Genomic DNA, 20,334 nt, shown 5'->3' with positions numbered 1-20,334 from the left:
AAGGGGGCTCCAGGTTCAGCGGGTGCTCAGGTCCAGCACCAGCGGGCTGCGGAAGGTGGAAGAAGGCATCCAGGCCAGTTGGTCCTGCAGGCGGCGGTACTCGGGCACCACCTGGTGGAATTCCTCGAAGGCGATCTTCACCGCCAGGCGCGCGATGGCCGTGCCCAGGCAGGCGTGCACGCCGCCACCAAAGCCCAGGTGGCCGCGCGGCTTGCGCGTGATGTCGTAGACATCGGGGTGGGGGTACTGGCGCTCGTCGCGGTTGCCCGAGCCGTAGGCCAGGCAGACGAAGTCGCCGGCCCTCATGGTCTGGCCATGCAGGCTGACGTCCTTCATCAGGCGGCGCCGGAAGCGCTGGGCCGAGGTGTTGAAGCGCAGCGACTCCTCGATCGCGTCGGGCAGCAGGGCCGGGTTGGCCACCACGGCCCGGCGCGCCTCCTCGAAGCTGGCCAGGTTGTAGGCGAACATCATCATGAAGCCGCCCAGCGACTCGACGCCGGCCATGATCAGGGTGGTGGTGGTCAGCAGCACCTCGCGGTCGTCCAGGCGGTCGCCGTCGATCTCGGCCAGCGCGAAGTTGCTGATCAGGTCGTTGCGCGGCGCGGCGCGGCGCATCGCGATCACCCGGCTCGCGTAGTCCTGCATCCAGTTGTAGGCGGCGATGTGCTCGGGGCCCTTGGTGCGGGTGCGCGCATCGCTTTGCACCATCAGCACCGCGTTGTCACGCACCGTCTGCTCGTCCACGATGGCCTCGTCACCCATGGGCAGGCCCAGGGCGGCCATCAGCACCTTGACGGTGAACTGCGAGGACACCTCCTTGAAGTCGAAGCGCTCGACGCCACGCAACTGGCCGAACACCTGCTGGGCCACGGCGCGGATGGGCGCTTCGAGCGCCAGCAGATTGCGCTTCATGAAGGCGTGCTGGATCAGGCCGCGCAGGCGGTCGTGCTTCGGTGGGTCGGAGCTGCCCAGGGTGGCGCCGGCGCGGCCCGGCAGCTCGGTCATCAGGTTGCCGCTGGCCGACGAATAGGTCTGCCAGTCCTGACCGGCGCTGACGATGTCGGCGTAGCGCGAGAGGATCCACATCTGGGCCTCGGGGCTCCAGAAGCAGGGCTGCTCGTCGCGCAGGATCTTGTAGTAGGGAAAGGGGTCGGCATCGATGGCTGGCGAATAGGGGTCGAAACTGAAGGTCATGGTGTCTCCTGGGCTGCCCTCGGGGGCTGGGCTGCATTCTGTTTTGACCCAAGGCAAAACACAGTGGACGAAAGCCGGCCAATACTTGCACTTTTGACGCAGTCCGACTGACATGCCCCACGCGCCCCGCCAGCCCGCCCCCGCCCGCCGACGCTTCAGCACCCTGCCGGCCTTCGCGCTGTACGGCGAGGCCGGCAGCCCCGGCGCCGCCCTGCTGCACATCGAATCCATCGAATCGCGCAGCCGGCTCTACGACTGGGAAATCGATGCCCATGTGCACCAGGGTTTGCACCAGGTGCTGTGGCTGCGCTCGGGTCGGGTGGAGGCCGTATTGGACGAAAGCCGCAGCCTTTGCGAGGGCCCGGCGGCCCTGCTGATCCCGCCCGGCGTGGCCCATGCGTTCCGCTTCTCGTCCGACAGCGACGGCCATGTGCTGACCGTCAACGCCCATTTGCTGGCCGACGGCGAGGCCGCCGGCATGGGCGAGGCCTTGCAGCAGCTGTTCGCCCAGCCGCGCACCCTGCCCCTGGCCGCCGATTCGCCCGATGTGTCGCGCCTGCAGCCGCTGTTCGAGGCCTTGCACGCCGAAAACAGCGCCGACGATGCAGCCGAGGCGCCGGTGCCGCTGTGGCTGGCACGCGCCGTGGTCTGGCGACTGGCCCAGCTGGGCCGGCGCGGCGCGGCCGAGTCCGGCGAACGCCCGCGGCCCTCGCGCCGCCAGGCGCTTTACACGCGCTGGGTGGTGCTGCTCGAATCGCACTACCGCGAGCACTGGCCGGTGTCGCGCTATGCCGAGCAACTGGGCCTGTCCAGCGAGCGCCTGAACCGCATGGTGGCGGCCGAGACCGGTCGCAACGCCCAGCAGCTGCTGCACGCCCGTCTGGCGCGCGAGGCCTGCCGGCGCCTGGTGCACATCGCGGCGCCGGTCTCGCGCATCGCTTTCGACCTGGGCTTCGAGGACCCGGCGTATTTCTGCCGCTTCTTCAAGCGCCACACCGGCCAGTCGCCGCGCGCCTATCGGCTGCAGGCCCAGGGCCTGGCCGCGGCCGAGGGCGCGGCCGCACCGGCTCAGGCCGGCTGAACCAGCACCTCGGCCACCACCTGCTCCAGCGCGGCGCGCAGCCACTGGTGCACCGGGTCGCCCTGGGAGCGCAGGTGCCAGACCTGGTACATCGGCATCGGCGGCGTGGCCAGCGGCACCGGGGCCTGGGTCAGGCCCTGCAGGCTGTGGCGGGCCAGCAGGGACGGTGCGGTGGCCAGCCAGTCACTGCCCCGCAGCATCGCCCCCAAGGCCGCCAGGCCCGGCACATGAGCCACAAACTGGCGCTCAATGCCCTGGCTCAGCAGGGTCTGGTCGATGTCCAGCGGGCGCCGGGGCTCGTACAGCACCGACACATGCTGGGCCGCCAGGTAGTCGGCCCGACGGCGCGGCGCGGCGCGCTGCTCGGCGTCGTAGAACACCACATAGCGGTCCTCGAACAAGCGCTTTTGCAGGATGTCCGACCCCTCGGGCGGGCGCGGCGTGATGATCAGCTGGCACACCCCATCGCGCAGCAAGGCGGGCCCTGGTGCGCCCGACTTGATGACCCGCAGCGTCACCCCCGGCGCCTCGGCGCGCAGGCGCCGCAACAGCGGGGGCAACAACAGGTCGCGCTGCAGGTCATTGGCCGCGATGGTGAAGCAGGTGGTCAGGCGCGCCGGCTCGAAGCCCGCCGCCACGCTGAAGGCCTGCAACTCCTCCAGCAGCCCGCGCGCCCGGCGCGCCAGCAACTGCCCTTGCGCGGTGGCCACAATGCCGCGCCCCGATTTGACGAACAGGGCCTGCCCGACGATGGCCCGCAGGCGGTCCAGGCCGTGGCTGACGGCCGACTGGGTCAGGCCCAGGCGCTGGGCGGCACCGGTCACGCTGCCGCTGTCGACCACCGTGACCAGCAGCTGCAGCAGGCGCGCGTCCAAGCTCAACCAATCGATTTTGTTCATAGGTTAGATGAGTATCCATCTGTTTATCTTTGAGGCCCAGCTCGGAATACTCGCGGCCTGACACAGATCAACCGAAGGAGACCGCGATGACTTCCGCGACACCCGCCATCCCCGGCACCACCCTGTTTGATGGCGATCAGGCACAAAAAGGCTATGCCCTCAACAAGATGTGCTTCTCGTTCAACAGCGCCGAACAGCGCCAGGCCTTCAAGGCCGACGAAGCCGCCTACATGCGCGCCTACGGCCTCAACGAAGCACAGAGCCGCGCGATCCGCGAGCGCGACGTGCTGGGCCTGCTGGCCGCGGGCGGCAATGTGTACTACCTGGCCAAGTTCGCCGGCATCCTGGGCCTCGATGTGCAGGACCTGGGCGCAGCCCAGACCGGCCTCAGCAAAGAAGCCTTCAAAGCCCGCCTGGTGGCCCAGAACCAGCAACCCGACACGCTGGACGCCTGAGCGCGCGCCCAGCCTTCCCCTTCCCACCCTGACACCCCGGAGAACCCCCATGGCCAAGATTGTTGGTGGCATGACCACTTCCCACGTGCCCGCGATTGGCGGCGCCATGCACAAAGGCCTGCAAAACGAGCCCTACTGGAAGCCTTTTTTTGATGGCTTCCTGCCGGTGCGCCAATGGCTTGACGACGTGCGCCCCGACATCGCGGTGGTGTTCTACAACGACCACGGGCTGAACTTCTTCCTCGACAAGATGCCGACCTTCGCGATCGGCGCCGCCGCCCAGTACCAGAACGCCGATGAGGGCTGGGGCATTCCCACCCTGCCGCCGTTCAAGGGCGCACCCGAGCTGTCCTGGCACCTGATCAACCACCTGGTGGCGCAGGACTTCGACCTCACCATCTGCCAGGAGATGCTGGTCGACCACGCCTTCACCCTGCCGCTCAAGCTGTTCTGGCCCGAGGGCGATTGCCCGGTGCTGACCGTGCCCATCTGCATCAACACCGTGCAATTCCCCTTGCCCAGCGCCAAGCGCTGCCTGGCCCTGGGCCGCGCCGTGGGCGAGGCGATTGCGGCCTGGGACAGCGACAAGAAGGTGGTGGTGATCGGCACCGGGGGCCTGAGCCACCAACTCGACGGCGAACGCGCCGGCTTCATCAACAAGCCCTTTGACCTCAAGTTCATGGACAGCCTGTTCAACGAACCCGAGTGGGCCACCCAGTTCAGCATCCCCGAGCTGGTCGAGAAAACCGGCACCCAGGGCGTCGAGTTGCTGATGTGGCTGGCCACGCGCGGCGCGGTGCCGGGCGCGGTGCGCAAGGTGCACACCAACTACCACATCCCGATCTCCAACACCGCGGCCGGCACCATGGCTTTTGCGGCGGCCTGACGGGGCCGACCAGGCCGCCAAGGGGCCTGGCGGGGGCACAGCAGAGGCGGCCGCTTCTGCCTAGAATCCGGTCACAGTGCCGGGCCCGACCCGGCTTTTCAATGCAGAGACAAGGAAACGCCATGCCCCCCCGCCTCCCCTTCACGCGCCGCCAATGCCTGGGCCTCGGTGCCACCCTGCTGGCCCCGACCTGGGCCCAGGCGCAAAGTGCCAACTACCCTGAACGCCCCGTCAAGCTGATGGTCGGCTACCCCGCCGGCGGCGCGGTGGACGTGGTGGCCCGCACCGTGGGCCAGGCGCTCACCGGGCCACTGGGCCAGTCGGTGGTGGTGGAGAACAAGCCCGGCGCGGGCAGCAACATCGCGATCAAGAGCGTCATCGACAGCCCGGCCGACGGCTACACCCTGATGGTGGCGGCCAACGCGCTGGCGGCCAACATGTCGCTGTACCAGCCTGCCCCCTTCGATGCCGAACGCGACCTGGCCCCGATCGGCCTGATTGGCCGCGTGCCGGTGGTGCTGGCGGTCAACCCGGCCTCGGGCTTCAGCAGCCTGGCCCAGTTGATCACGGCCGCCAAAAGCAAGCCCCACAGCGTGCAGTACGCGACGCCCGGCAACGGCTCGACACCGCACCTGGCGGTCGAGCTGTTCGAGCGCGCCGCGGGCCTGCAACTGACCCATGTGCCCTACCGCGGCGGCGGCCCCGCGATCACCGATGTGATTGGGGGCCAACTGCCCCTGGTCGCGGTGAACGCGCTCGAAGCGCTGCCGCATCAGAAGTCGGGCCGGCTGCGTGTGATCGCGGTGCTGAGCGCCCGGCGCAGCCCCATCTTCCCGGACGTGCCGACGATTGCGGAGAGCGGGTTTCCGGGCTTCGAGGCCTCGGTCTGGTATGGCCTGCTGGCCCCGGCCGCCACGCCCAAGCCCATCATCAGCCGCCTGCACACCGAGCTGCAAAAAGCCCTGGCGTCCAAAGACGTGCGCGACAAGCTGGCCGCGGTCGGGGGCGAGGTGACGCCTGGCAGCAGCGAGGACTTTGCCCGCCTGATCCGCAGCGAACACCAGCGCTACGAAAAAGCCATCCGCAGCGGCAACATCACGCCCGATTGACGGGCGATTGATGGTCGATTGACAGGCGATTGAGGCCCGACGGGCGCCCGGCCCGCGATCCCGGGCGACCCGCAGCGTCGGTATTCACCTCCGGTACCCGCCTCCGGTGCCTGACTGGCGCCCCTGGCCCAGCCACCAGGGCGAACGCCCGCCACACGGCTGGCGCGGCCTGAGGGCCGCCGTGGCAGGGACCCCGTGCCCCCGGCTCAGTGGGTGTGCGCCAGCAGGCTGGCCGCGGTGACCAGGCCCATGCCCAGCACCAGCCAGCTGATCTGGGCCGCGGTCTGCCGGGCTGTCAGGCGCTTTTGCAGTTGCGGGATCAGATCCGCCAGCGCCACGTAGATGAAGCTGCTCGAGGCCACGGTCAGGAAGTACGGCAACCAGTCGGGCAGCGACTCCACGAGGTAGAAGCCCATCACGCCGCCCAGCATGGTCACGGCGCCCGCCAAGGACACCTTGAGCAAGGCCAGGCGACGGTTGCCGCTGGCCTGCCCCATGACCACCAGGTCTCCCATGTGGTGCGGCACCTCGTGCGCCAGCACGGCCAACGCGGCCACCAGGCCCAGGTGCACATCCGCCACAAAGGCGGAGGCGATCAGGATGCCGTCGCCAAAGCAGTGCACGCTGTCGCCCGTGATCAGCGACCAGCCCCCGGCGCGCGGCCCATCGTGGGCGTGGCCATGCCCAGGGGGGTGCGCATGGCTGTGCCCGTGGTCATGGTCATGGTCATGGGCATGACCATCGCCGTGGTCGTGGCCTTGACCGTGTTCGTGGCCGTGATGCCACAGCTCGGCTTTGTCCAGCAAGAAGAAGAACACCACCCCGACCAACAAGGTGGCGAACAGCGCATGCGCGCCCACGCTGCCCTCGAAGGCTTCGGGCAGCAGGTGCATGAAGGCGGTGGCCAGCAGCGCGCCCGCGGCCAGGCTCAACAGGTGTTGGGCGTTGACCCCACCCGAACCCGAATTCACGCCCACCCGCAGGAGCAGCGCAGCCACCCAAACGCTGCCGATGCCAGCCCCCAGGGTGGCGAGAATGATTGCGACCAATGTCATAGAACTTGAACCCAACAGCGCAGCGCCCTCCTCAGGCCCCGCTGCGCACCAACAATGCGGGCCACCCGTGAACAGGCGCCGCCCCGCGGCGACGGCCCTGACAGCCAGGGCGTCCGATCGCGGACCCGGAAGTTTACCGGGCCGCCGCGGCCCCGGTGCGCCAGGTCGGCAAAGCCCTGCCACCCCACCACCCCGCGGGCGGGGCTTCACGCTGCGCGCGCAGATTGCTAGACTGCGGCGAGTCCCCCTCCGCCACCCCAGCCCACGACGCGCCCGACGGCGCCCGATCAGCCCCAGCCATGCCCCAGCCTTCTTCGTCGACCGCGACCCCACCGGCCTGGTGGCCCAGCACGGCCCTGGTGCTGGGCAGCGCCCTCAGCCAGGCCGCCCTGGCGCTGGCGGGCTGGCAGCTCATCATGGCGGGCCAGCCGGTGCTGTCCGCCGTGTGCGCGCTGGCCCTGGTGAGCTTGCTGGTGGGCACCCTGAGCGCCTGGAGCGCACTGCAACAAAGCCTGCAAACCGCGCACCAACTGCGCGCGGAACGCGACGAGGCCCGTGCCGCCCGGGAGCAGTTGCAAGGCGCGCTGCGCTGCTTTCCGGACGCACTGGCCCTGTTCGACGCCGAGGACCGGTTGATCATCGCCAGCGACCGCTACCGCGAGATGAACCCGACCATCGCCCCGCTGCTGCAGCCGGGCGTGCCCTTTGAACACATCATCCGGACGGCCGCCCAGGCCGGCGAGATCCTGGAGGCCATTGGCCATGAAGACGCCTGGGTCAAGCAACGCCTGGCCGAGCACCGCACCCCGCGGCAGGACTTTTTGCAGGCCCTGAGCGAGAACCGCTGGGTGCGCATCAACGAATGCCGCACCCCGGATGGCGGCCTGATCGGCCTGCGCACCGACGTGACCGACTTCGTGCGACAACAGCAGGCCCTGCAAGAGGCCCGCAGCGACGCTCAGCAAGCGCGGCGCCTGCTGGTGCGCGCGCTCGACGCCCTGCCCGTGGCACTGGAGATCTTTGACGAGCAAGACCGGCTGGTCATCTACAACCGCGCGCTGCAGCGCATGTTCAGCCACATCGACTACCCCGCCTCGGTGGGGCGGGCCTTTGCCGACATGGCTGCCGAAAGCCTGCGCCACCAGGTGGTGCTGGAGGCCATCGGTCAAGAAGACGCCTGGCTGGCCCGGCGCCTTGAAGAGCGCCAGCGCCTGGTCAACCGCACCTTCTTGCAGGCCTTCTCCGGTGAGCGCTGGGTGCAGGCCTTTGAGACCCGCACGCCCGAAAACTACATCGTGGCGGTGCGCCTGGACGTCAGCGACATGGTCAAACAGCGCCACGCGCTGGAGGCGGCCCAGCGCGAGGGCCTGCGTAACCGCCAGCTGCTGATGGACGCGATCGAAGCCCTGCCCGAAGGCCTGGCCGTCTACGACGCCGACGACAAGCTGCTGCTGTGCAACACCCAGTACCGCCAGATGTACAAGGACCTCAGCCCGCTGCTGCAACCGGGGCGCAGTTTTGAGGAACTGAACCGTTACTCGCAAGAGCAGCACCACTACGCCGACCGCCCGGGCCAGGGGCCCGACTGGGCGGCCCTGCGGCTGGCCTCGCACCGGCAACCGGGGGCAGCCCTGCTGGTGCCCATGCACGACGGCCGCTGGTACCGCGTGCACGAACGCCAGACCGCCGAGCGCATGACCGTGGGCGTGCACGTCGACGTGACCGAACTGGTGCAAAAAGAACAGCAACTGGCCAGCGCCAACGAGCGCCTGGCCACGCTGTCGGTGACCGACGGCCTGACCGGCATCCACAACCGGCGCAGCTTCGACGACGCGATGGCGCGCGAGTGGATGCGCTGCCAACGCCACCAACTGCCCCTGGCGCTGCTGCTGGTCGACATCGACCATTTCAAGCTCTACAACGACCACTACGGCCACCTGGCGGGCGACGACTGCCTGCGCCGCGTGGCCCAGGTGTTGGTGGGCGATGTGCGGCGCAGTGGCGAGATCGTGGCCCGCTACGGTGGCGAAGAGTTCGTCATCCTGCTGCCGGGCAGCACCGAGGACGGCGCGCGCGAAGTGGCCCAACGCTGCCTGGAGCGCATGCGCACCGAAAACATCCCCCATGTGGCGTCGCTGACCAGCTCGCGCCTGACCATGAGCATTGGCGCGGCGGCCTGCCTGCCCGACGCCAAAAGCCAGCCCCACGCACTGATCAACGCGGCCGACGCCGCGCTCTACCAGGCCAAACAAACGGGGCGTGCGCGCTATGTGCTGGCCTCCAGCCTGCCCCCCGCGTCGGACGCCTCGAACCCACCAAACTGGCCGCCCCCGCCCCCGCACGTGGCGGCCACCCCGGCATCCTGACTGACTGACGACCCGCCCAGACTGAGCGGCCGAGCGGGTGACAGACCCGACACCGGCGCCGGGTTTTTGACCGACTCGGTGGCGCACCGCGGCCCTTGCAGGCACCATGCAGGCGAATCGCCCGAGCCGCTCGCCCGGGCCCCCTTCCGACCGAAAGCCCCCCATGCGCATCCTTTTGACTGGCTCCACCGGCTTTGTTGGCCGGCACCTGCAACCAGCCCTGCAACAGGCCGGGCACGAGGTGCTGGGCGGGGTCTCCCCGGCCCGCGCCGCCCGCAGCCCCAACGGGGTCGCGATGGACTTCGCCCGCGACACCACACCGGGCGCCTGGCTGCCCCGGCTGGCCGGGGTGGACTGTGTGATCAATGCGGTGGGGGTGTTGCGCGACAGCGCGGCGCGCCCGATCGATGCGGTGCACCGCGACACGCCCATCGCCCTGTTCGAGGCCTGCGCCCAGGCCGGCGTGCGCCGCGTGGTGCAGGTGTCGGCGCTGGGCATCGCGGACAGCCCGACCCGTTACGCGCGCACCAAACGCGCCGCCGACGAGCACCTGCTGAGCCTGCACGCCCGGGGCGCGCTGAGCGCCCTGGTCCTGCGCCCCAGCGTGGTGTTTGGCCGTGGCGGGGACAGCAGTGCCCTGTTCATGAACCTGGCCAAATTGCCGCTGGCCCTGCTGCCCGGGCCCATGTTGACGGCGCGCGTGCAGCCGGTGTCGGTGCACGACCTGACCGCCGCGGTGGTGGCCAGCCTGGGCCGCGACCCCGGCCCCAGCGGCGTGCTGACCTGTGCGGGCCCGCAGGCCCTGAGCCTGGCGGCCCTGGTGGCCAGCCTGCGCGAGCAAAACGGCCAGCGCCCGGCCCAGGTGCTGCGCCTGCCCGACCTGCTGACCGCCCTCAGCGCGCGGATCGGCGACCTGCTGCCCGCCTCGGTGCCCTGGTGCAGCGAAACCCTGGCCATGCTGGGCAGCGACAACGTGGGGGATGCCACCGCCTTCGAGGCCCTGCTGGGCCGGCCCGCCGTGGCCTACCGCGACCTGCTGGCGCAGGCCTGGCGCTGAGCCACGGCCCTGCCGCGCGCACCGCTCCGGGCGCTCCGAGCCTCCGTCCGGGGCCCGAGGCCCGAGGCCCGGTCTCAGGCTCAGTGCGCCTGGTCCCAGTTGGGGCCCACGCCCACCTCGGCCAACAGGGGCACCTGCAGGTCGGCCACGCCCGCCATCAGGGCCGGGATGGCCTGACGCAGCCAGTCCACCTCGCCCTCGGGCAGCTCGAACACCAGTTCGTCGTGCACCTGCATGATCATGCGCGTGCCCCGGGCCTCCTGGTCCAGCACCTGCTGGACCTTGACCATGCTCTTCTTGATCAGGTCGGCCGCGGTGCCCTGCATCGGGGCGTTGATGGCCGCGCGCTCGGCGCCCGCACGGCGCGGGCCATTGGGGGAATTGATCTCGGGCAGGTACAGGCGGCGGCCGAACACGGTCTCGACATAGCCCTGGGCCTTGGCTTGGGCCCGGGTCTCGTCCATGTACTGCTTGACGCCCGGGTAACGCTGGAAGTAGCGGTCAATGTAGGCCGCCGCCGCCTTGGTCTCGATGCCCAGGCTCTTGGCCAGGCCAAAGCTGCTCATGCCGTAGATCAGTCCGAAGTTGATGGTCTTGGCATAGCGGCGCTGCTCGGTGCTGACCTGGTCGGGTGCCACGCCAAACACCTCCGCCGCGGTGGCACGGTGCACGTCCATGCCCTCGCGGAAGGCCTGTAGCAAGGCCGGGTCGGCGCTGAGGTGGGCCATGATGCGCAGCTCGATCTGCGAGTAGTCGGCGCTCGCGATCACATGGCCCGGCGCGGCCACAAAGGCCTCGCGCACACGCCGGCCTTCGGCGGTGCGGATGGGGATGTTCTGCAGGTTGGGGTCGTTGCTGGACAGGCGACCGGTCACCGCCACGGCTTGCGCGTAGTGGGTGTGCACGCGCCCATCGCGGGGCAAGGCCAGTTGGGCGAGCTTGTCGGTGTAGGTGCTCTTGAGCTTGGACAGGCTGCGGTGCTCCAGCAGCTTGGCGGGCAGCGGGTAGTCCTCGGCCAGCTTCTCGAGCACCTCCTCGTCGGTGCTGCGTGCACCGGTGGCGGTCTTCTTGACCACCGGCATGCCCAGCTTGTCAAAGAAGATCTCGCCGAGCTGCTTGGGGCTGCCCAGGTTGAAGGGCTGGCCGGCGATCTCGTAGGCCTCGGTCTCCAGTTGCAGGATGCGCTGACCCAGCTCGTGGCTTTGCTGCTGCAAGGTGGGGGCATCGATCAGCACGCCGTTGCGCTCGATGCGGTAAAGCGCCTCGCTGCTGGCGATCTCGAGTTGGTAGATGTCGAGCAGCCGGGGCTCGGCCTGCAACTGCGGCCACAGGTGAAGGTGCACCGCCAGCGTGAGGTCGGCGTCCTCGCAGGCGTAGCGCGAGGCACGCGCCACGTCGACCTGGCTGAACGGGATCTGGTGCGCACCCTTGCCGCACAGGTCCTCGTAGCTCAGGCCGCTGCGGCCCAGGTGGCGCTCGGCCAGGCTCGCCAGGCCGTGGGGCTTGTGCACTTCGAGGACATAGCTTTGCAGCATGGTGTCGTGCACGTAGCCCTGCACCTCAATGCCGTGGTTGGCAAAGACATGGCGGTCGTACTTGATGTGCTGGCCCAGCTTGGGACGGCTGGCGTCTTCCAGCCAGGGCTTGAGGCGGGCCAGCACCTCGTCGCGCGGCAACTGGGCCGGCGCGTCGGTGGCGTCGTGGCCCAGCGGCACGTAGGCGGCCTCGTCGGGCTGCACGCTGAAGCTCAGGCCGACGATCTCGGCGCGCATCGCGTCCAGCGACGTGGTTTCGGTGTCGATGGCGGCCAGCGGGGCACTCTGCAGGCGGGCCAGCCAGCGCTCCAGGTCGGCCCACTCCAGCACCGTGTCGTAGCGCAGCTCGCGCTCCGGGGGCGGGGCCTCGGCGGCCTGGGGCTGTTCGGCAAACAGGTCGCCCGTGTCGCCCGGGCCGGGGGCGGGCACGGCCGAGGGGGCCGGCGCGCTGGTGGCTGCGCTGGCGCCGCCGCCCAGGGCACGGGCCAGCCCCTTGAAGCCGTGGTGTTCGTAAAAGTCGCGCAAGGCATCGTTGGCGGGCGCGCGCAGGCTCAGGGCGTCGAACCGCGGCAGGTCAGGCACCCAGTCGCCGAGCGCGCAGTCGGTCTTGATGGTGACCAGTTGGCGCCCGGTGGGCAGCCAGCCCAGGCTGTCGCGCAGGTTCTGGCCCGCCACGCCCTTGATCTCGCCGGCCCGCGCGATCAGCGCATCCAACGAGCCATACTCCGCCAGCCACTTGGCCGCCGTCTTGGGGCCCACCTTGGGCACGCCGGGCACGTTGTCCACGGCGTCGCCCACCAAGGTCTGGAAATCGATCATCAGCGCCGGCGGTACACCGAACTCGGCCGTCACGCCGGCCACATCGCGCTTCTTGCCGTTCATGGTGTCGATGATGGTGATGCGCTCGTTGACCAGTTGCGACAGGTCCTTGTCGCCGCTGGACACCACCACCTCCAGGCCCTGCTGGGCGCCCAGCACGGCCAGGGTGCCAATGACGTCGTCGGCCTCCACGCCGGGCACGTCCAGCACCGTCCAACCCATCAGGCGCACCACCTCGTGGATGGGCTCGATCTGGCTGCGCAGGTCGTCCGGCATGGGCGCGCGCTGCGCCTTGTACTCAGGGTAGATCTCGTCGCGGAAGGTCGGGCCCTTGGCGTCGAAGATGCAGGCGGCGTAGTCGGCCGGCACCTCTTTGCGCAGGCTCTGCATCATGTTGATCATGCCGCGAATGGCACCGGTGGCCGCGCTGCCCGGGTCGCCCGGCACAGCGCGCAGGTCGGGCATGGCGTGGAAGGCGCGGTACAGGTAGCTGGAGCCGTCCACCAGCAGCAGGGTGCGCGGGCGGGCAGCAGCCTCCGCAGCCACAGCGGGCTCGGCTGGAGGGGTGGATTCGGCGGTGTCGCGGGGTTCGTCTTGCATGGACTCGATTGTGCATTGCCTACAATGAAAGCCATGCGCGCCACCACCCTTTCCCTCATTTCCTCTCTGGCGGCTGCGGCTGCCCTGTTCCTGGGCGCCCCAGCCCTGGCCCAAAGCGCGGCCACCGAGGACAGCCCCGCCCGCGCCGAAGCGCCGGCGCCGCGTTCGGGCGCCCTCAAAGGCGACCAACGCATCCAGCACATCACCGTGGAAGACAGCGGCACCCGCGTCGACGAGGTGCGCTACGGCGGCCAGACCCAAAGCGTGACGGTGCAGCCCAAGGGCAGCAGCCTGCCCGAGTACGAAGTGCTGTCCAACGACGGTGCGCGCAGCCGCCCGACGGCGCGTGACGAAGGCACCGGCCCCCTGGGCGCCCGCGTGTGGAACCTGTTCAAGTTCTGATTTTTTCCTGACCGATGGCTGTATTTACCGAAGTCTCTTTCGAAGAGGCACAGAAACTGATGCGCCGCCTGCGCCTGGGCGAGCTGCAAGACCTGCGTGGCATTGAAGGCGGGATCGAAAACACCAACTACTTCGCCAGCGCCGAGCAGGACGGGGTGCTGAACCACTACGTGCTGACGCTGTTCGAGCGCCTCAGCGCCCAGCAACTGCCGTTCTACCTGTACCTGATGAAGCACCTGGCGCAGGCCGGCATCCCAGTGCCCGACCCGCAGGGCGACCCCAACGGCGATGTGCTGCACACGGTGTGTGGCAAGCCCGCGGCCGTGGTCAACCGCCTGGCGGGCAAAAGCCAGCTGGCCCCCGAGCCCGTGCATTGCGCGGCGCTGGGCGACATGCTGGCCCGCATGCACCTGGCCGGGCGCGACTACGACCGCGAGCAGCCCAACCTGCGCGGCCTGCCCTGGTGGAACGAGACCGTGCCCGTGGTCCTGCCCCACCTGGCCGCCGAGCAAGCCGACCTGCTGCGCGCCGAACTGGCGTTCCAGAACCACACCGCCTCGGGCAGCGACTACGCCGCCCTGCCGCGGGGCCCGGTGCACGCCGACCTGTTCCGCGACAACGCGATGTTCGAAGGCGAGCGCCTGACGGGCTTTTTTGACTTCTACTTCGCGGGCGTGGACACCTGGTTGTTCGACGTCGCCGTCTGCCTCAACGACTGGTGCATCGACTGGCCCACCGGCCGCCACGACGACGCCAAGGCGCGCGCCCTGGTGCAGGCCTACGAGGCGGTGCGCCCCTTCACAGCGGCCGAGCGGGCGCTGTTCCCGGCGCTGCTGCGCGCCGGCGCGCTGCGCTTCTGGATCTCGCGCCTGTGGGATTTCCACCTGCCGCGCGAAGCCTCGATGCTCAAACCGCACGACCCGACCCATTTCGAACGCGTGCTGCGCGACCGCGTGCAGCGCCCTTGGCGGCCCTGAAAAGACCTCACGGTTCTTCAGTCCATCCAAACGGTTAAATTAGCGCGATCCAGCCTGGCCTTGGCGGCCGGGCGCTCACGCACACCCCCATGAAACTGAACATCGTCCCTGCACGCACCGGCCTCCTGTGGGTCAAACTGGGCATCAAGACCTTTGTCCGACAACCGATCGCCTTGTCGGGCCTGTTCTTGATGTTCATGGCGGTGATTTCCATGTGCACCGTGCTGCCCGTGATCGGCAGCGTGATCGCCCTGATGCTGATCCCCGGCGCCACGCTGGGCATGATGGCGGCCAGCCACGAGGCCTCGCGCGGGCGCTTCCCGATGCCCACCATCCTGGTGACGGCGTTCCGCGCCGGGCGCGAGCAACTCCAGGCCATGCTGGTGCTGGGGGCCCTTTACGCGGGCGGCTTTGTCGGCCTGCTGGGCCTGACCGCGGTGCTCGACGGCGGGCAGTTTGCCAAGCTGTACCTGCTGGGCGGGCGCGTCAGCGCCGAGTTGCTCAATGACGACGGCTTTCTGGGCGCCATGTGGGTCTTCACCCTGGGCTACCTGCCGCTGTCGCTGCTGTTCTGGCATGCGCCGGCCCTCGTGCACTGGGACCGACTGTCCCCCGTCAAGAGCCTGTTTTTCAGCCTGGTGGCGTGCTGGCGCAACAAGGGCGCGTTCACCGTGTTCGGCCTCGCCTGGATGGGGGTGCTGACGGCCGGCCTGTTGGTGGCCAGCCTGATCGGGGGGCTGATCGGCCCGGTGATTGGCAGCGGCCTGGTGATGGGCTCGATGCTGGTGCTGCTGGCCATGTTCTTCAGCTCGCTGGTGTTCACCTTCCGCGACTGCTTTGCCGCCCCGCTGAGCCCCGAGGCCCCCGCCGACGACACGCCGCCCTCGGCCTGACCCACAGCGCACCCCGCACCACCCGCACCACCCCCCAGACCGCCGGAGCCGACGCCCCAGGTGGTGCTTGGCGGTGCTTGGTGGCACCTGGTGGCGCCCGGTCGCTGAGGGTGGCACTGCGGCGGCACTGTGGCCGCCCGTCCATGCCCCTGCGCCGGCCCTGAGGCCAGCCGCCCCCACCACGGCGTCCGCACGGCGTCGCCGCTGGGTCAGGCCGCGCGGCCGCCGGACGGGGCCGCCCCCTCAGATCGGGGTCAGCTTGGCCACGCTGAGGGCCAGCCACTTGACCCCGTGGCGCGGGAAGTTGACCTGGGCCCGCGCGTCGTTGCCGGTGCCCTCGACGGTCAGCACCTTGCCCTCGCCAAATTTGTTGTGGAACACCTTCATGCCGGCGCGCAGGCCTTGCGGGGGCTCTGCTTTCTGCGGTGGCAAAGGGGCCGGGGCCGCTGCGGTGTACGAGGCAAAGTCCGGCGTGCTGCGGCCGCCCCCACCCCATGACGAGGCGCCATCGCGGCGAGCGCCCTGGCCGCCATAGCCACCGTGGCCCCCAGCCCCGAGGCCGGGCGAGGCAAAGCCCTGCTGCTTGGGCGTGAGCCACTTGAGCGAGCCCTCGGGCAGTTCGTCAAAGAAACGGCTGCGCAGGTTGTAGCGCGTCTGGCCGTGCAGCATGCGGGTCTGCGAGTGGCTCAGGTACAGGCGCTTGCGCGCCCGGGTGATGGCCACGTACATGAGGCGGCGCTCCTCTTCGAGGCCTTCGTGGTCGCTCATCGAGTTCTCGTGCGGGAACAGCCCCTCTTCGAGGCCGGTGATGAACACCGCATCAAATTCGAGCCCCTTGGACGAGTGCACCGTCATCAGCTGCACCGCGTCCTGGCCCGCCTGGGCCTGGTTGTCGCCGGCCTCGAGCGCGGCGTGGCTCAGGAAGGCGGCCAGCGGCGACAGGGTTTCGCCGGTCTCGGCGTCGGGCGGCAGCGGGTCGTCGGCCTGGATCATCGGGCGGCTCAGGTCCAGGCCCTGGCTGGCGGGTGACTGCGACAAGGTGGCCACCTGCTGCTCGGGCGACAGGGCCACCGCATCGCGGCCAAAGCCCTCCTGGGTGACAAAGCTTTCGGCCGCGTTGACCAGCTCCTCCAAGTTCTCCAGCCGGTCGGCGCCTTCGCGGTCGGCCTTGTAGTGCTCGACCAGGCCGCTGTGCTCCAGCACCAGGGCGATGATCTCGCGCAGGGTCATGCCCTCGGTCTGCTCGCGCATCACGTCGATCTTGGCCACAAAGGCCGCGATGTTGGTGCCCGCCTTGCCGCTCAGGGTGCTGACCGCGTCGTGCAGCGAACACCCCGCTGCCTTGGCCGCGTCCTGCAGTTGCTCGACGCTGCGCGCGCCAATGCCGCGCGGCGGGAAATTGAGCACGCGCAAGAAGCTGGTGTCGTCGTTGGGGTTCTCCAGCAGGCGCAGGTAGGCCAGTGCGTGCTTGATTTCGGCGCGCTCGAAGAAGCGCAGGCCGCCATACACGCGGTACGGGATGCCGGCATTGAACAGGCCGGTTTCGATCACCCGGCTTTGCGCGTTGCTGCGGTAGAGCACGGCGATTTCCTTGCGCTCGAAACCAGGCTCGGTGCCCTGGTCACGCACCAGCTGCTTGACCTCGTCGACCAGCCAGTTGGCCTCCGCGAAGTCGCTGGCCGACTCGATCACGCGCACCGGCTCGCCCGGGCCCTGGCTGGTGCGCAGGGTCTTGCCCAGGCGCTTCTGGTTGTGGCTGATCAGCTCGTTGGCGGCGTCCAGGATGTGGCTGTAGCTGCGGTAGTTTTCTTCGAGCTTGATCTGGTGGCGCACGCGGAATTCGCGCACGAAGTCGGCCATGTTGCCCACGCGCGCGCCCCGGAAGGCGTAGATGCTCTGGTCGTCGTCGCCCACCGCCAGCACCGCGTTGTGCTCGCCGCACAGCATCTTGATCCAGGCGTACTGCAGTTTGTTGGTGTCCTGGAACTCGTCGATCAGGATGTGGCGGAAGCGCCGCTGGTAATGGTCGCGCACCGATTCATGGTCGCGCAGCAGCTCGTAGCTGCGCAACATCAGCTCGCCAAAGTCGACCACGCCTTCGCGCTGGCACTGCTCCTCGTAGAGCTGGTAGATCTCGACCTTTTTGCGGGTTTCTTCGTCCCGCGCCTCGACCATGCCGGGACGCAGGCCGTCTTCCTTGCAACCCGAGATGAACCACTGGGTCTGCTTGGCCGGAAAACGCTCGTCGTCGATGTTGTACTGCTTCATCAACCGCTTGATGGCCGAAAGCTGGTCCTGGGTGTCCAGGATCTGAAAGCTCTGCGGCAGGTTGGCCAGCTTCCAGTGGGCACGCAGAAAGCGGTTGCACAGGCCGTGGAAGGTGCCGATCCACATGCCGCGCACGTTCACCGGCAGCAGGGTGCCCAAGCGCAGCAGCATCTCCTTGGCGGCCTTGTTGGTGAAGGTCACGGCCATCAGGCCGCCCGGGCTGACCTGACCGGTCTGCAGCAGCCAGGCGATGCGGGTGGTCAGTACCCGGGTCTTGCCAGAACCGGCCCCGGCCAGGATCAGAGCGTGCTCGGGCGGCAGGGTGACGGCGGCCAGCTGCTCGGGGTTGAGGTGGGCCAGCAGGGGCGAAGAAGGCGGGGCGCTGGCCACGGGGGCCGCATCGAACAGCGAATTTTGCGGGGACATGGCGCCATTGTAGAAAGCCCGCCCCGGGCCTGGGGCGCCGGGGGTCAGCGGCGCGAGGCGGGCGCTTTGCGCGGCCCGACCACGGCGTCGGACGGGAAGTCCTGCCACAGCGCATCGCGCCGTTCCAGCGCCAGACGCACCGTGTCCCGGTGCTGCTGCGCCACCGCCGAGACCAGGGCGTTGCACAAGAAAAAGGCCGAGGTGTAGGAGTCAAACGGCGACGCGTTGGCGGTCTGCACCAGCAGGGCCTGGCTGGCGTGCTCCAGCATCGGCGAGGCCGGGCTGTCGGTCAGCACCACCACCGGACAACCCAACTGCCGGAAATGCCGCGCCGCGTGCAAGGCGCCGGTCGAGTAGCGGCGCACGGTGAAGACCAGCAACACATCCTCGGGCTGCACCCAGAGCAGCTTGTCGACCAGCGCAGGCGCGCCCAGGCCCAGGTCCTGCACCCCGGGGCGGCACAGGTTGAGGTGGGCCGCCAAAAAGGCGCTGACCGGCGCGCTGTTTTTCTCGGCCAGCACAAACACCCGCCCGGGGGCCTGGACCAGCACGTCCACCACCTGCTGGAACACGGCCATGTCCAGGCCATCGCGGGTGGCGGCCAGGTTGTGCTGGTCGTGCAGCAGCGCGTCGTCCACGCACTGCTGCAAGGACCGCTCCCCGCTCAGGGTGGCCGGGGCACGCTGGGCGGCCGTCTGCAGGCGCGCGCTGAGCTCGGCCCGGGCCTCGCGCCGGGCCTCGTCCAGGCTCGCATAGCCGAGCTTGGCAAACAGGCGCACCACGGTCGACGCGCTGGTGCCCGCCTGGGCCGCCATCACGCTGGCCGAATCCAGCAGGCTTTCGGGGTAACGCCGCATAAAGGCGTCGGCCAAGGCGCGCTCGCTGGTGGTCAGGGTGGCGGCGTGGTGCAGCAAGCGGTCGGTCAAGGGCATGGGCGTCTCGTGGGGTGTTTCGTGGCGTGCGGCAAACAGCCAGTGGCGCAGCATAGCGGCTGCATTTGCAATGCTTGTTGCATGAATTATGATTTATGAAACATTTATTTCAAACCCAAACCCACCGCCTGCCAGCGCCCCTTGCCATGAGCCTCACCGCCACGCCCCCCACCGCCCTCGCCGACCAGGTCATCGCCTGGCTGGGCACCCAACAAGCCGCCATGGAGGCCTTGCTGCAGGAGATCGTCAACATCGACAGCGGCAGCCGCCAGGCGGCCGGGGTGGACCAGGTGGCCGCCGTCATCGGCGCCCACCTCGAGCGCGCCGGCCTGAGCGTGCAGACGCAGGTGTTTGAAGGCTATGGTCGCTGCCTGCAAGCCCGGCTGCCGGCCGCCCCGGGGGGCCCGACAGACGCCGGCCATGTGCTGCTGTTGGGCCACATGGACACCGTGTTCCCGGCCGGCACCGCGTCAGCCCGGCCCTACCGCGTTGAGGGCCACAAGGCCTTTGGCCCGGGCGTGGCCGACATGAAGTCGGGCCTGGTGCTGAACACCTTTGTGCTGGAGGCCCTGGCTCGCGTGGGCGGCGCCTCGCGGCCGGTGCACCTGTTCTTCAGCTGCGACGAGGAGATCGGCTCGCCGGTCACGCGCGACGCCATCCGCCAGGCCGCGCAGGGCGCCCAGGTGGTGCTGAACGCCGAACCGGGGCGCATCACCGGCAACGTGGTGACCGCGCGCAAGGGATCGTGCCTGACGGTCTTTGAGGTGCAGGGCGTGGCCGCGCACGCGGGCATCAACCCGGCCCAGGGCGCCAGCGCCATCGAGGCCCTGGCGCACAAGATCCTGGCGCTGCATGCCCTCAATGGTTGCGAGGAAGGCGTGACGCTCAATGTCGGTCACATCGAGGGCGGCATGGCCGCCAACGTGGTGGCCCCGCTGGCCAAGGCCCAGCTCGATTTGCGCTACACCGCGGCCACCGACCTCGACGCCCTGCTGAAGCGGGTGCGCGAGATCATCGAGGCCGAATCGCTGCCGCGCACCCAAGGCCGCATCCTGAGCCAGCACAGCACGCTGCCAATGGCCCCCACGCCGCCCGCCTTGCTGGCCTGCTACCAGCGCCACGCCACGCGCCTGGGTTTCCAGGTCGAGGGCGAGTTCACCGGCGGGGCCGCCGACAGCGGCATCACCTCGTCGATGGGCATCCCCACGCTGTGCGCGCTCGGCCCCGTGGGCGGTTACGCCCACAGCGAGCGCGAGTTCTGCCAGATCGACACCCTGGTGCCGCGCGCCCAGGCCCTGGCCCTGACCATCCTGGACCCGGCCTGAACTCGGCCGCGTCCAACAGCCCCCGCTTTGACCTTTGTTGGTTGACTGAATCCCC

16 protein-coding genes are annotated in these 20,334 nt (G+C 69.3%); 10 read left to right on the top strand and 6 right to left on the bottom strand.

Features of this window, described 5'->3' with window-relative positions:
* Nucleotides 1-15: 15 nt before the first annotated feature.
* A complete protein-coding gene (locus PSQ40_RS07630; RefSeq protein ID WP_273950275.1) occupies nt 16-1,194 on the bottom strand; it encodes a cytochrome P450 in 1,179 nt (392 codons plus the stop codon).
* A gap of 112 nt (nt 1,195-1,306) precedes the next feature.
* Here PSQ40_RS07630 and PSQ40_RS07625 point away from each other — a divergent pair, with 112 nt between their 5' ends.
* Nucleotides 1,307-2,275, top strand: coding sequence for a helix-turn-helix domain-containing protein (locus PSQ40_RS07625; protein WP_273950273.1), 969 nt, complete (start codon nt 1,307-1,309; stop codon nt 2,273-2,275).
* On the opposite strand, the gene PSQ40_RS07620 is transcribed toward PSQ40_RS07625, so the two are convergent.
* Nucleotides 2,263-3,174 carry a LysR family transcriptional regulator gene (locus PSQ40_RS07620; protein ID WP_273950272.1) on the bottom strand — a complete coding sequence of 304 codons (912 nt, stop codon included), beginning with the start codon at nt 3,172-3,174 and terminating at the stop codon, nt 2,263-2,265. The genes PSQ40_RS07625 and PSQ40_RS07620 overlap by 13 nt on opposite strands.
* 86 nt (nt 3,175-3,260) lie before the next feature.
* Here PSQ40_RS07620 and PSQ40_RS07615 point away from each other — a divergent pair, with 86 nt between their 5' ends.
* The 3 genes from PSQ40_RS07615 (at nt 3,261) to PSQ40_RS07605 (ending at nt 5,624) form a co-directional block, all read left to right on the top strand.
* On the top strand, nt 3,261-3,629 hold the full coding sequence (locus PSQ40_RS07615; protein WP_273950271.1) for a protocatechuate 4,5-dioxygenase subunit alpha: 369 nt from the start codon (nt 3,261-3,263) through the stop codon (nt 3,627-3,629).
* 49 nt (nt 3,630-3,678) lie between these two features.
* A complete protein-coding gene (locus PSQ40_RS07610) occupies nt 3,679-4,515 on the top strand; it encodes a class III extradiol dioxygenase family protein (protein WP_273950270.1) in 837 nt (278 codons plus the stop codon).
* 122 nt (nt 4,516-4,637) lie between these two features.
* Nucleotides 4,638-5,624, top strand: coding sequence for a Bug family tripartite tricarboxylate transporter substrate binding protein (locus tag PSQ40_RS07605; protein ID WP_273950269.1), 987 nt, complete (start codon nt 4,638-4,640; stop codon nt 5,622-5,624).
* Nucleotides 5,625-5,830: 206 nt separating this feature from the next.
* On the opposite strand, the gene PSQ40_RS07600 is transcribed toward PSQ40_RS07605, so the two are convergent.
* A complete protein-coding gene (locus tag PSQ40_RS07600) occupies nt 5,831-6,679 on the bottom strand; it encodes a ZIP family metal transporter (RefSeq protein WP_273950268.1) in 849 nt (282 codons plus the stop codon).
* A 299-nt stretch (nt 6,680-6,978) separates the two neighbouring features.
* On the opposite strand from PSQ40_RS07600, the gene PSQ40_RS07595 reads away from it, so the two are divergent.
* Nucleotides 6,979-9,045, top strand: coding sequence for a diguanylate cyclase domain-containing protein (locus PSQ40_RS07595; RefSeq protein ID WP_273950267.1), 2,067 nt, complete (start codon nt 6,979-6,981; stop codon nt 9,043-9,045).
* A gap of 163 nt (nt 9,046-9,208) precedes the next feature.
* Nucleotides 9,209-10,102: an NAD-dependent epimerase/dehydratase family protein gene (locus PSQ40_RS07590; RefSeq protein WP_273950266.1), complete on the top strand. Its 894-nt coding sequence runs from the start codon at nt 9,209-9,211 to the stop codon at nt 10,100-10,102.
* 80 nt (nt 10,103-10,182) lie between these two features.
* On the opposite strand, the gene polA is transcribed toward PSQ40_RS07590, so the two are convergent.
* A complete protein-coding gene (gene polA, locus PSQ40_RS07585; RefSeq protein ID WP_273950264.1) occupies nt 10,183-13,056 on the bottom strand; it encodes a DNA polymerase I in 2,874 nt (957 codons plus the stop codon).
* Nucleotides 13,057-13,089: 33 nt separating this feature from the next.
* Here polA and PSQ40_RS07580 point away from each other — a divergent pair, with 33 nt between their 5' ends.
* The 3 genes from PSQ40_RS07580 to PSQ40_RS07570 all read left to right on the top strand — a co-directional run bounded on the left by PSQ40_RS07580 (nt 13,090) and on the right by PSQ40_RS07570 (nt 15,328).
* On the top strand, nt 13,090-13,458 hold the full coding sequence (locus tag PSQ40_RS07580; protein WP_273950262.1) for a hypothetical protein: 369 nt from the start codon (nt 13,090-13,092) through the stop codon (nt 13,456-13,458).
* Nucleotides 13,459-13,472: 14 nt separating this feature from the next.
* A complete protein-coding gene (locus tag PSQ40_RS07575) occupies nt 13,473-14,435 on the top strand; it encodes a homoserine kinase (RefSeq protein ID WP_273950261.1) in 963 nt (320 codons plus the stop codon).
* Between the two features lie 89 nt (nt 14,436-14,524).
* Nucleotides 14,525-15,328: a BPSS1780 family membrane protein gene (locus PSQ40_RS07570; protein ID WP_273950259.1), complete on the top strand. Its 804-nt coding sequence runs from the start codon at nt 14,525-14,527 to the stop codon at nt 15,326-15,328.
* Nucleotides 15,329-15,571: 243 nt separating this feature from the next.
* Here PSQ40_RS07570 and PSQ40_RS07565 read toward each other — a convergent pair whose 3' ends face one another.
* Nucleotides 15,572-18,022 (bottom strand): UvrD-helicase domain-containing protein, encoded by a 2,451-nt coding sequence (locus tag PSQ40_RS07565; RefSeq protein ID WP_273950257.1) that lies wholly within the window; start codon nt 18,020-18,022, stop codon nt 15,572-15,574.
* Nucleotides 18,023-18,066: 44 nt separating this feature from the next.
* Nucleotides 18,067-18,954, bottom strand: a complete 888-nt coding sequence (locus tag PSQ40_RS07560) for a MurR/RpiR family transcriptional regulator (RefSeq protein WP_273950255.1) — start codon at nt 18,952-18,954, stop codon at nt 18,067-18,069.
* Between the two features lie 146 nt (nt 18,955-19,100).
* On the opposite strand from PSQ40_RS07560, the gene PSQ40_RS07555 reads away from it, so the two are divergent.
* A complete protein-coding gene (locus PSQ40_RS07555) occupies nt 19,101-20,279 on the top strand; it encodes a M20 family metallopeptidase (protein WP_273950252.1) in 1,179 nt (392 codons plus the stop codon).
* Nucleotides 20,280-20,334 lie beyond the last annotated feature (55 nt).

Origin of the sequence: Curvibacter cyanobacteriorum, assembly GCF_028649475.1 — a bacterium.
Taxonomy (GTDB): domain Bacteria; phylum Pseudomonadota; class Gammaproteobacteria; order Burkholderiales; family Burkholderiaceae_C; genus Curvibacter; species Curvibacter cyanobacteriorum.
This window is presented reverse-complemented; position numbering and strand designations above follow the sequence as displayed.